Here is a 14,104-nt window from a genome sequence, read left to right as displayed (position 1 = left end):
TGTCCGTTCGGGCCAGGATTCCAAGATACTCCCTTAGGTCCATAAGCAAGTATTTTGTAATTTTCTTTATCAAAGCTGAAATCCATAAACTCAAGAGCTTCTTTAATATGCTTGCTCTTAGCGCTTATTGTCGTCTTATCATCAATAGTTTCCGGCCAGTTAAAGTAACCATTTCTAATTTGCTGACCGTCTTGAAGTCTCGGATATGGTGCAGTTGTAGGTTTAAAATTAAGTGACTTTCCTGCATTATAGGCACTGTTACTTGCATCTAAGTAGCAGGCTGTTTTACTAGCAGCAAATAATTTACTTGGATTAGCACTTGTAAAGTCTTGGGATATATAGCCTTTCTTATACCAATCGTTCATTTTTGTCAGATAATCTTTAAACTCTGGCTGAATTTCAGGCCAAGCAACTTTACCGTCTTTTTTAATATAGAAATCATTGTCCAAATCGTAAGCGCCTAATATTTGTTTATTTAAACCGGAAGAAGCAAGTGTAAATGGAGCAACGCCTGGTTTCTTTTCCAAAACTTTCTGGAAATAAGCTTCATACTGATCAAGAGTTTTCGGTACATCCATGCCGAACTCCTGTAGCCAGTCACCACGCAGCTGCATTCTTGACCATTCTGCCTGAACTCTCTTATCGTCTTTAACTGCTCCGTTACCAACGTCAGTATAAGAGAACAATGAGAAGATTCTGCCATCTTCCGCAGTTGTTTCACGTCTAAATTCAAAATCGTCTTTTAAAATCTTATTATAATTTGGCATATATTTAGGAACAAGATTTGTTAACTCTTGAAATACACCATCATCAATGCCTTTAATCGTACCGCCTGTGTATGCATGGTCAACCATGATATCTGCAACATTATCAGAAACAACCATTAAGTTAAAACTTTCTGTTGCTTGACCTGCAGCAGGATGGATAAACTTCAAATTTACTCCGGTAGCTTTCATAAGTGCCTGAACAGCTTCATTTTCAGCATCGCTCTTAAGATATTTGGATCCGCCAAATCGTTTCCAAATCGTCAGCGACAAAGATCCATCTGTACAAAGAGGATATGTAATCTTCTCTGGTGCACTAGTATCTGTGCTAGTATTTCTGGCATTATCTTTAGACGCACAACCAGTCAAAAGCTGCGATGCCAAAGTCGCACAGAGAGCCACGCTGAAAATTCTTCGTGAAAATTGTTTCATAATGCTCCCACCTTTTTTTAATTTCTTTTCCCATCATCAATATTATTACTTCAAACACTTTCGAACAATATGTAAGTTATTTACCTGATATGTAATCACCTCACTTCTATTATATTTAGCCTTTGCATTCTATAGTTATATAAGTTTTTTTAGGGGATGCGCACAGAAAGCACTCACGTGAGTGCTTTCTGTGCTTTTGAGAGAGAGAGTAATCTATAAAAGATTAAGAAGTAAGCAATTTAAAAAACATTGCAACAAACAATTTTATAATTTATTTGTCTTTAAAAATAAAATGTTCAATTCAATAAAATTAATCATTGTTATTGAATTCTTTATCTTCTCCTCAATGTTCGTATTTATCTTATAGCTATAATTAACTAGTTACAATATGTAAGTTATTGATTTGATATGTAATCAAATCAATGTGTGTTAATTATTGTTAGTTTTATAACAATACAAACAACATATTGTCCTATTTGATATTTGTGTCTTTTAAAACACTGGTATATTTATTGTGACAACTATTTCGATTATATACAGTCAGGTTTAACTGTCCTGTCTTCATAGCTTTTGATGATTTCTTTGTCGGCTATATATGTAATCGAATTATTAACCAAGTGAATAGAGTTATCAGAGAATGTTGTTGCAGTAGTTGTGCTGACGTGTATTATTGGTATAATATATCTCTAGAGCTAAACATAATAAAATAGAAAAGGTGCATTATGAAATATCTGCAATTCAATGAATTAAAAATATCAAAATTAGTGCTTGGTACAGATTATTACGGTACCTCAGTTGACGTAAAAACAAGTTATTCACTGCTAAATGGTTTTACTGAATCGGGTGGGAATTGCATAGATACTGCTAGAGTGTATAGTGACGGTACAAGCGAAAGCCTTATCGGCGAATGGCTTAACGAGCGAAATAATCGTCACAAAATAATATTAGTAACCAAAGGCGGGCATCCTTTAAATGGTCATAGCCGTCTTTCACGTGAAAATCTAACTTTAGATATTGATTCCAGTCTTAACGCTTTAAAAACAGATTATATAGATATTTATTTTTTGCATCGCGATGACACAAATCGTCCTATTGAAGAAATTATGGAAACGTTATCAGAATTTATTAAGAGTGGGAAAGTTAGATATATTGGATGTTCGAATTGGACATCCGAGCGTATTGAAGCCGCTAATTTATATTCGAAATCATCAGGCCTGAGCGGGTTTAGTATAAGCCAAATCCAATGGAGCCTTGCTGTTTCCACACCAGAGGCACATGGTGACCCCACACTAGTGTGTATGAATGATAAAGAATATAACTGGTATTTAGAAAATAACTTTCCGGTGATGGCCTTTTCTTCTCAAGCAAAGGGTTTTTTCACTCGAACTATAAAAAACGGTTTGGATTCCAATAATAATAAAGCTCTCTCTAGATTTTTAACAGAAGAAAATTTAAAACGCCTTGTTAAAGTCAGGGAATGCGCCGATAAATTTAATATCACTCCGACGGCAGCAGCTCTAGGTTACATAACCTGCAATGCTTTGCCAGCAGTAGCTATAATTGGGTGTAAAAATATTAATCAGCTGCACGATTCCCTTTCAGCTTCAGATGTTGATCTTCCAAGTTCAGCAGTTGATGAATTGAATAATCTTTAAAAGTCTCTACATTTATTATATATGCCCTTATAATTTTAAGCAGGTAGTAACAACTAAAAGCCATTAATCAAGCTAAAATTTCTTAATTTAATACTTGACAGAGAACAAACACTGATATAAAATAATTTATAATATATTAAACCTGTGACTGAGAATAGTAGAAATAGGTCTTTAGAACTTACAGAGAGCTGCAGAAGGTGTGATTGCAGCAGTCTAACCGTTTTGAATGGACTCGGGAGGGCGGTCTGAAACAGTTTAACTGGATTAGGAACCGACGGTGTAACTTGCACGTTAAAGCAAGGTGTCATATCCGTAAAACGGCGTGACAAATAAGCGGGCGCTTTGCGCCAATTTGGGTGGTACCGCAGGAGAATTATGCTCTTGTCCCTGTTAATCAGAGACAAGAGCTTTTTTTTATTTAATAATTTAATTGGAGGCGGAAATTATGAAAAAACAATTTAAAAAGCTAATGGCACTTGCGCTGTGCGGTTGTATTGCAGTCACTCTAAGCGCTTGTGGAACAAACAGCACAAAAAATACCACTGATGGTAATAATGCAGCAACAACAAAAACATCTTATAAGATCGGGGTTATACAATTTGCCCCCCACCCTTCTCTTGATAACTGCTACAAAGGGTTAGTTGAGGGACTCAAGGAAAGCGGTCTTACTGAAGGCGATAACCTCACGATCGATTTTCAGAACGCACAGGGCGACGTAGGCAACGCGGATCTTCAGGCTAAAAACATGGTTACATCAAAATACAACCTTTTAGTCGGCATCGCAACCCCTGCCGCAATGTCTGCATACGGCGCAGCTAAGGACAATAATATACCAGTAATATTTTCAGCAGTTTCAGATCCGGTAAAAGCAAATATCGTTAATTCACTCGATGCCCCGGGAACTAACTGCACAGGTACATCCGATGTGCTCAATCTTGACGCTCAACTCAAGATGATAAGAGCATTCTTACCAAATGCTAAGAAAATCGGCATAATTTATACCACCAGCGAGCCAAATTCAGTAAGCCAGTTAGCTAAAATACAAACTCTTGCTCCCAACTACGGCTTTACAATAGAGGCGCTCGGCGTTACAAATTCATCAGAAGTTGCAACAGCGGCTGCATCAATTGTTGCAAAAGGTGTTGACTGCATAAATAATTTCACAGATAATAATGTAGTAAATAATTTAAGTACTGTTCTGCACGAAGCAAACGCAAAGAAAATCCCCGTTTTCGGCTCTGAAGTTGAACAGGTCAAAAACGGATGCCTTGCATCAGAAAGCATAGATTATGTTGCTCTTGGTCGTGAAACAGGAAAAATGGCCGCAAAAGTTCTTCTCGGTCAGGCTAACGCAAGTTCACTTGCAGTACAGTCAATATCCACTAGCACTCCTGTGTATAACTCAGACGTTTTGGCATCACTAGGACTAACTCTTCCGTCTGATTATGCCAGTGCGGAAAAAGTTACAACTAATAAATAATTTTTTTGAAAGACAGGGTTTAAAATGTCAGTGTTTCTCGGTTTGCTGGAAAATGTCCTCGAAGAGGGACTTATATACGGCATCATGGCAATGGGTGTATATATTACATATACCATACTTGACTTTCCTGACTTATCAGTTGACGGAACGTTTCCGCTTGGTGCCTGTATCACAGCTGCACTGATAACATCTGGCGTTAACCCCTGGCTTTCTTGTGTAATTGCCTTTTTCTGTGGTGCTCTTGCTGGATCCGTAACCGGAATAATACATGTAAGGCTTAAAGTTACTGACCTTTTGTCTGGTATTCTTGTTATGACAGCTCTTTGGTCTGTAAATTTAGTTGTTACAAGAGGAAGCTCAGTCCTTCCGTTTTACAATAAACCGACAATTTTTAATTCCGGCATCGCAAAACTTTTTCCGCATGAAGTGTATACACACAGAATTGTAATAATAGCTTTACTTTGCGTTTTGATTGTTAAACTTACACTTGATTGGTACCTAAAGACAAAATCAGGATTATTGCTTCGTGCGGCAGGCGATAATGCGCAGTATGTAACATCACTTGCAAAAAATCAGGGCAATGTGAAGATTTTGGGGCTTGCTATCGGTAACGGATGTACTGCTCTTGCGGGAAGCGTATTAGCCCAACAGACTGAATCTGCAAACATTGTCAGCGGAACAGGAATGGTCGTTATGGCACTTGCTTCCGTCATTATCGGAACGACTGTTTTCAAGCGTGTTCGTATAATAAAACAGACAACTATGGCGGTGCTAGGCGCGATAATATATAAGGCATGTCTTTCAATCGCTATGCAGCTAGGGCTTCCGACAAACTTCCTGAAAATGCTTATGGCTGTTCTATTTACCGCTGCTCTTGTTTCAAACAATCTGTTCTCAAAAGGAAAGGGTGATCAAAATGGCGATAAAACAAGACTTTGATAATGCCGCTCTCAGCTTTGAGAACATAAGCAAGGTTTTTAATAAGAATTCTATTAATGAGGTGTCTCTTTTTGATAACTTCAGTCTTAATATGAAGCAAAATGAATTCCTCTCAATTATAGGAAGCAACGGTTCAGGCAAAACGTCGCTGCTTAATATTCTCTGTGGAAGCATAATGCCTGACAGCGGCAGTGTTAAGCTTCACGGAAGGGAAATAACCAAACTTTCAGAACATCAGCGCTCATCTTTTATCGGAAGAGTTTTTCAAAATCCGTCAAAGGGCACTTGCCCTCATCTGACTATTTTGGAGAACCTTGCGCTCGCAGACAATAAAGGAAAGGCATACGACCTTGGCAAAGGCGTCAACAAAAATAGAAGAGACTATTACAAATCACAACTTGAGCTTTTACAGCTTGGGCTGGAAAACAAAGTTGATCTCCCTGTCGGTTCGCTTTCCGGCGGTCAACGTCAGGCGCTGGCTCTTTTGATTTCTACGATGACGCCTATCGACCTGCTTGTGCTTGACGAGCACACGGCGGCGCTTGATCCGAAAACTTCTGAAATAGTAATGGAACTTACTGATAAGTTTATTAAAGAAAAACACCTTACCGCAATTATGGTCACACACAATCTTCGTTTTGCGATGAAATACGGGAACCGTTTGATTCTTATGCATGAAGGAAATGCAATTTTAGATATTGCTGATGAAGAAAAACAAAATTACGACCTTCAAAATATTTTAAAAATATTTAACGAAATAAGTATTGAGTGTGGAAATTAAAAAAAAATCAAAGCCTGCGACCAAAAATCGCAGGCTTTTCCATTATAAAATCATTTAGATGTAAAATAATATAATTGTATCTTAAAAAATTTGATAAATTCGGCTTGCCGCTTGCCGCAAAAGCGGCAGCTGTGGTTTTATAATTACCGCGGCGAGGAGCTTTATATGAAACACAATCCCGACGACCGAAAGGACAATGTTGAGCGTATTCAAAGAAATATTAACTCAACTATCCGTAATATGGAGCTTGCAGACGAAATGATAGATAAGACAGACGACAGCAGAGCAAGAAACGAGCTGATAGATAAAAACAAGCGCCGCGAACAGGCTCTTAACGGCATGCGCCATGAGATTCGGGACGAAGCAATGGCTAGAGAATATAGGGAAGACTAATCAAGATCACGCTTAAAATTTCAAAAAGCATTTGAAACTAATTATGAAGCCAGCGTCTAAACGACGCTGGCTTTCACTTTCTCAAGTTTTAAACACAGGGTAATCTTCTGCTTTTAATTTAGGTTATTACGTCAGAATGTCACCTTGATCATTACTGTTCAACATACTGATACGTTCTTCTTTTCCGCTTGTGGTATTTAAAAATACTAAGAATTGATTTTTATTCTTATCCTCACACATTACCTCAAGCGTTAAAACTTCAACCTTTGCGTCATTGGGAATAACTGCAAAACGATATTTTACAGGTGTTAGTCCATCGGAAAGCTTTTTAAGCAGGTCACCGGTGTTGATGCCATTTGCCGAAAATGTCCGGTTTACATCATGGTTTGACATATACCCTCTGCTGTCATAACCGCATATATTACCAGTTTCCATACAGACTTGTACTTGAACAAGATCATTGTAATACACAATATTGTTATTATAGTAAACAAAGTTCATTGTGATTTCTGCGCCAGAAACTTGGTTGTAGGTATTTATCATATTGGCAAGTCCAATCCTGTTTAGCAGCGCCTGCGCTTTTGCTATTGCGTCTTCCTTGCTTATCTTTTGATCGGTGCCAACTTTTTCTGCTAAAAGTGTTATTACATATCCGCCCTGTTTACTGACAGTTACTGTCTTGTTGTCAATAGAGAAATTGTAAGTCTGTATTTTTCCAAGTGTTTCGCCGGCGTCTTTTAGGTCTGAGTCATTGCATTGCAGGAATACCGCCGCGGAATGTCTCGCTTCGGCAATAGTTACATTATTAGCATTTTGTAAAAATATCGGCGGCACTTTTTCCTGATGAGATGAAAATAGTCCTTCATAATTAAGTTCAGGATATTCTTTTATCCTGTCAAGAGACCCCGATAGATTAGCGCCCATATCCGGTAATTTGCGTCTCGTGAAAAAGTCGAGCAGCGTCTTTTTCGAGGAAATTACTTCTGCAAAGTCAGACTGATCGTTAAAATAATCATAGCTCATATCCTGAAGCTCGTCTGACAGTTCCTTATTGTATTGATAGAGATACTCCATATTTGTATACTCTTCTTTTGATATCCCAGTTCCGGACACAGCCTTTTGCGAGAGAGTATAAACATAATCGCCAACTTGAGACAAGTATTTTTGAAGTTTCTCAATATTATAGGCAGACAAAGGCAATTCGGCAAGACTTGCCTTTGCGGCACCTGACAAGCGCCATATATCAGATGACAGTTTCACCATCTGAGCAGGCGATGATGCGATCATATTCTTTTCAAGCGTAGTCCCAATCTGTGAAATGTAGCTGTTTAAATCAAATAGAGAACGCTGATAGCCAGCTTTTATTTGATTCCTATACGACCTGCTGACCATAAATTGATTTACAGAAAAACCTGCGGTTACTACCACAACGGCAACGCAAACACTTATTATACGGATCAATTTCCGTCTGGTGAATTTCATCAAATTAAACATAAAAAGTAAAACCTCCTGCCAGTAGTTTTCAACTGACACAGAGGTTTTATTCATTATTTGGACAGTTTTTCAATACCCATTTTAACACGTTTAAGCGTTTCTTCACGCCCCAGGATTGCTGATAGTTCAACTCCTCCTCCAGGTGTGAATGCTTTGCCGGATACTGCCACACGTAAAGGCCATAAAATCTTGCCATTTTTAGTTTCAAGCCTTGTTACAAGTGCGCTCAAGGCTTCGTGAAGATGGTCAAAATCCCAGATTTCTACAGCTTCAAGAACAGGTAATATCTCTTTTAATGCCTCAAGTGAATTTACTTCATCAGTCTTCATCTTTTTATGAACATATAACTCAGATGAATATTCAGGCATGGTATCAAAAAAGTCAATCTGCTCGGGAATATCAGAAAGCTTTTGGCATCTCTGCTGCAACAGCACAGCAATAGCCTGCTTATCGAAATCACCTTTAACGACCTGATCTATATAAGGTTTCGCAAGCTCAAAAAAATCTTCCGCAGAAAGTCTGCGGACATATTCACCGTTCAGCCACTCAAGCTTATTTATATCAAATATTGCCGGTGATTTGGATATGCCAGAAATATCAAAAGCCTCAATGAGCTCTGGCAATGTAAATATTTCATTTTCTCCGCCGGGGCTCCAGCCTAAAAGCGCAATATAGTTCAAAACAGCTTCTGTAAGAAATCCTTTTGCAATAAGATCCTGGTATGAAGCATCGCCGTTGCGCTTTGACAGTTTGTTGGTCGCATCCTTCATAACCGGCGGGCAGTGAATATACACTGGGACTTCCCACTTAAACGCGTTATATAAAAGATTATACTTTGGGGTTGAAGATAAATATTCAGATCCTCTGACGACATGCGTTATACCCATTAGATGATCATCTATTACATTTGCAAAATTGTATGTTGGAAGTCCGTCTGACTTCAATAAAATATTGTCATCAAGGGTACTGTTGTCAACAGTGATTTTTCCATACACAGCATCCTCAAAAGAAGTTGTTCCCTCAGGGATCTTTTGTCTAATAACATATGGAATGCCGCTTGCAAGTTTCTCGGCTATTTCTTCTTTTGATAGCCTCGAACAATGACCGTCGTATTTGTGCGGCACATGGCTTGCTTCATGAACAAGACGCAGTTCATCAAGACGCTCCTTATCACAAAAGCAGTAATATGCCCCACCTAGTTCAATAAGCTTCTCAGCATATTGTTTATATATACCTCGGCGTTCACTCTGGATATACGGTCCTACAGGGCCGCCAATATCCGGACCCTCATCGTGTATAAGACCGGTTTCCTTTAATGTTTTATATATAACCTCTGTTGCACCTTCAACATAACGCTCCTGATCGGTATCCTCGATTCTAAGCAAAAACTGACCTTTGTCTTTCTTTGCGATGAGGTATGCATAAAGGGCAGTTCTTAAATTGCCGATATGCATATAACCAGTCGGGCTAGGTGCAAATCTTGTTCTAACAGTATTCATGTGGGAAATCCTCTCCAAAAAAAATGTCTATTTAATATCATACCCTTTCTTTGTTCGTTTTGTCAATCCCCACAGAGTATTTGCATATTAAAAGCTGTTATACTGGTGATGATCGTCACCCACTATTAATGAATCCGCAAAGGTATAATATACTAATTAAGTAACTGCTTTATTCGCTATAATAATCGTGTTATACTAATAGCCAGAGATTTTAGAGATTGCAGGTGTATATATGAGTGAAATTGCTTTACAGGAATTAAATCGGTGTCTTAAGTGTAAAACCGCAAGATGTATGAAGGGATGCCCAGTCGGCACCCCTGTCAGAGAAGCTTTTGAGCTTTTCGAGAAAGGTGAAATAGAGTCAGCGGGAAAAATTCTCTTCGATAACAACCCGTTATCCCTTATATGTTCTTATGTCTGCCCTCACGAAAGGCAGTGTGAAGGTTCATGCGTGCTTTCTTCAAAGGGAATGCCTATCCATGTGAGCTCAATTGAAAAATATATTTCTAACTTTTATCTTGATATCTTAAATCCTGAAATACCGGAAAAAGATCATAATAAAAAGGTCGCGATAATAGGATCAGGACCCTCCGGCATCACTATTGCCGTTATCCTTGCCCAACGCGGATATGACATAACAATGTTTGAACTGCATGATAAGATCGGCGGCGTTCTTCAATACGGCATACCCGAATTTCGTCTTCCAAAAGAAATACTTCAGCGTTTAAAGGTCAAACTTATTAACATGGGTATTAAACTGAGGCTCAACATACAGATAGGAACCGGCATTACCGTTGACGATATGTTCAAAGACGGTTATAAGGCGGTTTTCATTGGGACAGGCGTCTGGCGACCCAAAACACTCAAAATTAAAGGTGAAACACTGGGACACGTTAATTATGCTATAGATTACCTTAAAAATCCTGCCTCATACAACATTGGAAGAAAGCTGTGCGTTATAGGTGCAGGCAACTCCGCCATTGATGCGGCAAGAACCGCTGTCAGGAACGGAATACATGACGTTACAATCATATATCATAAGGGTGCGGAGGATATGTCCGCGCTGAAATCAGAGGTAGAGTTTGCTAAATTTGACGGGGTGAAATTCTTATTTTATAAAAAGCCTGTTGAAATCACAGAAAACGGCGTTATCCTAAAAGATATTATAAGGAAAGAAGACAGAAGGTTTGAAGAAACTGATAAATTAAGCATGTTTTCTTGTGATTCGGTTATCGTCGCTATTGGACAGGGGCCGCATTCGCTTATCGTTGGCAGTACCAGCGGCATTTCGGTAAATCCTAGTGGTCTCGTTGTAACGGGGCCGGAAGGACACACCACTCGAGAGGGCGTTTTTTCGTCTGGCGACGTGGTAACAGGAGCCAAAACGGTTGTATCCGCAGTTGAGCAGTCAAAAAAAGTCGCAGATGCTATTGACAAATATGTAGCGGAGCTAAATTCTAAAAATAATAAATAGAGCCACATTAAAAAAAGGAACCCACCACAAGGTTCCTTTTTTTAATAATACATAATCATGCCAGCAATCGGCATACCATAATTTGCTATTATTCTATTTACCGTAACACATCGATAGCCGCCTTATAATCGGATTTTCCAAAAACAGCGCTGCCCGCAACAGCAATATCGGCTCCCGCTGATTTTATAAGCTTTGCTGTTTCTTCGTTTATCCCGCCGTCAACTGCAATCAGGTAGTGGAATCCTTTTTCTTTTCTTAGTTCATCAAGTTTTTTGATTTTTTGAAGTGACTCAGGAATAAAAGCCTGTCCCCCAAATCCAGGTTCAACCGACATAACTAGAACCATATCGCAAAGAGGTAAAAGATCCGATATTTCCCCCACATGAGTCTTAGGCTTTATCGAAATCCCGGCTTTTATATTTTTATCAAGAATCATTTTTATTACATCAAGCGGATTATTTTCACATTCATAATGTATCGTTATGTAATCGCAGCCAGCCTTTGCGAAATCATCAAGATAAAATTTAGGATCGGTAATCATAAGATGAGCGTCAAATATTAGATTGCTGTGAGAACGCAAGCATTTGATTACCGGTGCACCGAATGTGATATTTGGGACAAAGTGTCCATCCATTACGTCTAGATGGACATAATCAGCGCCAGCCTTTTCTATCCGATCAACTTCATCACGCAAAGCTGAAAAGTCAGCTGACAGAATAGATGGAGCAACCTTAAGCATAAAATATTTCTCCTTTAAATTTAAAAATTTTTGGTTTGCCGCCTTTAAATTTTTAGAAAAATCCGATTAGAAAAATAATCCCTAAAAGTCCAAATGTAGCATAAAACTTATGGCGGCATATCCTGTATCGTAAGTGATGGAGCGGCAAAAAGCCATATGGTTCAAGGTTCTTTAAGGTTCAGTGAATGCCGCGCAAAACCATTGCTTTTATATATAGGAAAACGCGTTCTCCCTAAGGCGGAAAGTATCTATGTGATGCTTTCCGTTTCTTTGTTCATTACAAAAAATATATATACCGCTGTAAGCAGTAGCAAAACCGCAGAAATGAAAAACATTATTTGCATATTGCAGAAATCCAATCCCAGAATACTTATAGTTATATTTTTAAAGCTCCCAGAAACTACAGCTCCCAGCAATGACGACAAAAATCCCGTTAAAGCGCCGACACATGCATTGAAGCTAAAATATACTGTTCGTGACTGTTTCGGAGCAAAAATAACATTGTTAGCAAATAGTGAAACCGCTATGCCTCCCCATCCCGCTCCGCTTACTATATTTGCAAGCGGCAAAAGAACATATGCATTTTCCTTTATTACGAACGCCCAAATGATAAAGCTGACGGCAAGTGTGATATGAGCAATTATCATAATTACAGGCCAGCTCATCTTTAATTTAAGGCGCTGCCACAGTTTTGCCGAAACCATGCGGGAAACCGTTGCCAAAAGTCCCAGAAACGCCATATAAGAATAACTCATGCCAAGGGTAACTACCGGATAAATTGAAAAAAGAGAAAGCCCTATGTAAACTGAAAAGTTATATAAAATATGAAATATTATATATTTTCTATATAATCTGTCTTTCATCGGTAGAGTCAATACTGCTTTAAGTCCTATTTTTTCACGATTAATATGAATGGGCGGCTGTGTCATAGATTTAAGAGCCCAGCCGTTAATAGCCGCAAACACAAACACGAAGAAGAAAATAATGAAAAATCCTATATTCTCTGCCTTATGATCCCTAAATATATCCAGTACGTACCCGAGTGCCAGGCTTACGACTGTGCCCGCTAAAACCATGTTCGCATCCCTTTGGGGCAAAAATCCTCCGCGCTGTCTTGCCGGAACGCATCCAGACATAAAATCGACCCATCCGCCATCCCCGAGGTACGAGAAAAAGTAAGCCGCGATAATTATGACTCCAAGCATCATGATCCTTGAAGAAACAGTCCGCGCAAAAAGAGGCACAAGACACAGCGCGACAAGCGCCATACGGTATATTACAAGGAATATACCGAGATAATGAAGCCTCCGACGTGTCCTCTCATAAACCAGCGGCGCGATTATATACGCAATACTTGCAACAAGCTGAATCTGCATAAGTATAGCAGATGTTGTTTCATTAATCCCCAAAAACGCGAGATACCCTGCGATAAACTGACCGGTCACAAGCGAAGTAATCCCCTGCGCCGACATGCATTCCAAGTGCAGAAGATGACGCGTCTTCTCATACTCCGGGATACGGTATATCCCTTCACTCTTACAGGATGAGGTATATTTATTAAAAAGCAAGCAAATCCCTCTCAACTAATTTTGCTTTTTTCTTAAAAAGCCAAGTCCCAGCAGGTTTGTACCGGTATTTATGCACAAAACGCATCCGACGCTGCAGCGAATTCTAACCTCTTTGCCGAGGATCTCTTTTATCCTTGCAGAGAACTCGATCATCTCATCATGATTACGGCAGCCAAGAACCATAATCTCACTATCTGGATCCATCACCTCACCAGCTAGCTTGATAAGCTGCTCCATGACATTTTTTTTGCCTCTTATTTTGCTGTGTGCCTCAACGTTTTTGTTGTGAACATAAATAACTGGTTTAATGTTTAAAAGCCCACCGATAAAACTAGCTGCGCCTGAAACACGGCCCATTCTTTTTAAATGGTCTAATGTTCCAAGCGCCGCAAATGCTTCTATACGCTCTCTGTAATCATATGCATATTCTAAAATTTCGTTCACCGTTTTTTCGGCATCTATCATTTCTTTCATTCTCATGACCATGTTGCCGAATAAATAGCTATAGGAATAAGAATCTATAACTTCAATTCTAACTTTATTATTTTCTTCTAAGAACAGCTCCTTTGCTATACATGCCGATTGATATGTTCCACTGTGCGCGGCATTGATTGTTGATACAATAAGCGTATCATATCCACCTCTTACAGCATGTCTAAATGAATTAATAAACTGCTCTGGGGTTGGCTGGGAGGTCGACATTAGCTCTGGGCACTCGTCAACTAAATCGTAAACCCTGTCTTTTGAAATCTCCACTTCTGATAAGTATGACTTCCCGTTATGTATTACATTCATTGGAACGATTTCAATTCCGCAGTCTTTTGCTACGTCAAGTTCTATGTCACATGATGCGTCGGCAATTAACTTGATTTTGCTCATTTTTGCC

The 14,104-nt window shown here is 39.0% G+C and carries 12 protein-coding genes and 1 other annotated feature; of the genes, 6 read left to right on the top strand and 6 right to left on the bottom strand.

The window, feature by feature from the left end; all coding sequences use genetic code 11:
• Positions 1-1,196 (bottom strand): extracellular solute-binding protein (locus Q8865_05255; protein ID MDP4152837.1); only part of this gene is annotated, 1,196 nt, incomplete at its 3' end.
• Positions 1,197-1,918: 722 nt separating this feature from the next.
• Here Q8865_05255 and Q8865_05250 point away from each other — a divergent pair.
• The 5 genes from Q8865_05250 (at position 1,919) to tlp (ending at position 6,444) form a co-directional block, all read left to right on the top strand.
• Positions 1,919-2,851 (top strand): aldo/keto reductase, encoded by a 933-nt coding sequence (locus tag Q8865_05250; GenBank protein ID MDP4152836.1) that lies wholly within the window; start codon positions 1,919-1,921, stop codon positions 2,849-2,851.
• A 135-nt stretch (positions 2,852-2,986) separates the two neighbouring features.
• Positions 2,987-3,243 (top strand) — a binding site (T-box leader).
• 53 nt (positions 3,244-3,296) lie between these two features.
• Positions 3,297-4,331, top strand: coding sequence for an ABC transporter substrate-binding protein (locus Q8865_05245; GenBank protein ID MDP4152835.1), 1,035 nt, complete (start codon positions 3,297-3,299; stop codon positions 4,329-4,331).
• A gap of 24 nt (positions 4,332-4,355) precedes the next feature.
• Complete coding sequence (locus tag Q8865_05240; protein ID MDP4152834.1) at positions 4,356-5,270, top strand: ABC transporter permease; 915 nt, start codon at positions 4,356-4,358, stop codon at positions 5,268-5,270.
• On the top strand, positions 5,248-6,051 hold the full coding sequence (locus Q8865_05235) for an ATP-binding cassette domain-containing protein (protein ID MDP4152833.1): 804 nt from the start codon (positions 5,248-5,250) through the stop codon (positions 6,049-6,051). The genes Q8865_05240 and Q8865_05235 overlap by 23 nt, the downstream gene beginning before the upstream one ends.
• Before the next feature lie 165 nt (positions 6,052-6,216).
• Positions 6,217-6,444: a small acid-soluble spore protein Tlp gene (gene tlp / locus Q8865_05230; protein ID MDP4152832.1), complete on the top strand. Its 228-nt coding sequence runs from the start codon at positions 6,217-6,219 to the stop codon at positions 6,442-6,444.
• Between the two features lie 126 nt (positions 6,445-6,570).
• On the opposite strand, the gene Q8865_05225 is transcribed toward tlp, so the two are convergent.
• Together Q8865_05225 and gltX are read right to left on the bottom strand one after the other, a co-directional pair.
• Positions 6,571-7,938, bottom strand: a complete 1,368-nt coding sequence (locus tag Q8865_05225; protein ID MDP4152831.1) for a germination protein YpeB — start codon at positions 7,936-7,938, stop codon at positions 6,571-6,573.
• 53 nt (positions 7,939-7,991) lie between these two features.
• The gene (gene gltX, locus Q8865_05220; protein MDP4152830.1) at positions 7,992-9,437 is read right to left on the bottom strand and encodes a glutamate--tRNA ligase; all 1,446 of its coding nucleotides are present in this window, start codon (positions 9,435-9,437) and stop codon (positions 7,992-7,994) included.
• A 217-nt stretch (positions 9,438-9,654) separates the two neighbouring features.
• Here gltX and Q8865_05215 point away from each other — a divergent pair, with 217 nt between their 5' ends.
• Complete coding sequence (locus Q8865_05215; GenBank protein MDP4152829.1) at positions 9,655-10,911, top strand: NAD(P)-dependent oxidoreductase; 1,257 nt, start codon at positions 9,655-9,657, stop codon at positions 10,909-10,911.
• A gap of 97 nt (positions 10,912-11,008) precedes the next feature.
• Here the strand turns inward: Q8865_05215 and rpe are convergent, their stop codons facing one another.
• The 3 genes from rpe to Q8865_05200 form a co-directional block, all read right to left on the bottom strand.
• Complete coding sequence (gene rpe, locus Q8865_05210; protein ID MDP4152828.1) at positions 11,009-11,650, bottom strand: ribulose-phosphate 3-epimerase; 642 nt, start codon at positions 11,648-11,650, stop codon at positions 11,009-11,011.
• Between the two features lie 248 nt (positions 11,651-11,898).
• The gene (locus tag Q8865_05205; protein MDP4152827.1) at positions 11,899-13,218 is read right to left on the bottom strand and encodes a hypothetical protein; all 1,320 of its coding nucleotides are present in this window, start codon (positions 13,216-13,218) and stop codon (positions 11,899-11,901) included.
• 15 nt (positions 13,219-13,233) lie between these two features.
• Positions 13,234-14,097: a DegV family protein gene (locus Q8865_05200; protein MDP4152826.1), complete on the bottom strand. Its 864-nt coding sequence runs from the start codon at positions 14,095-14,097 to the stop codon at positions 13,234-13,236.
• Positions 14,098-14,104 lie beyond the last annotated feature (7 nt).

The sequence above is a fragment of the Bacillota bacterium genome (genome assembly GCA_030705925.1).
Taxonomy (GTDB): Bacteria; Bacillota; Clostridia; order Oscillospirales; family Feifaniaceae; genus JAUZPM01.
The sequence above is the reverse complement of the archived record's forward strand: the minus strand, read 5'-3'. Positions and strand labels throughout refer to the sequence as shown.

Excerpts from the sequence above, each read along its gene's own strand:
- Q8865_05250 (MDP4152836.1), top strand. The coding sequence starts at position 1,919 with ATGAAATATCTGCAATTCAATGAATTAAAAATATCAAAATTAGTGCTT.
- Q8865_05245 (MDP4152835.1), top strand. The coding sequence starts at position 3,297 with ATGAAAAAACAATTTAAAAAGCTAATGGCACTTGCGCTGTGCGGTTGT.
- Q8865_05240 (MDP4152834.1), top strand. The coding sequence starts at position 4,356 with ATGTCAGTGTTTCTCGGTTTGCTGGAAAATGTCCTCGAAGAGGGACTT.
- Q8865_05235 (MDP4152833.1), top strand. The coding sequence starts at position 5,248 with ATGGCGATAAAACAAGACTTTGATAATGCCGCTCTCAGCTTTGAGAAC.
- tlp (MDP4152832.1), top strand. The coding sequence starts at position 6,217 with ATGAAACACAATCCCGACGACCGAAAGGACAATGTTGAGCGTATTCAA.
- Q8865_05225 (MDP4152831.1), bottom strand. The coding sequence starts at position 7,938 with ATGTTTAATTTGATGAAATTCACCAGACGGAAATTGATCCGTATAATA.
- gltX (MDP4152830.1), bottom strand. The coding sequence starts at position 9,437 with ATGAATACTGTTAGAACAAGATTTGCACCTAGCCCGACTGGTTATATG.
- rpe (MDP4152828.1), bottom strand. The coding sequence starts at position 11,650 with ATGCTTAAGGTTGCTCCATCTATTCTGTCAGCTGACTTTTCAGCTTTG.
- Q8865_05200 (MDP4152826.1), bottom strand. The coding sequence starts at position 14,097 with ATGAGCAAAATCAAGTTAATTGCCGACGCATCATGTGACATAGAACTT.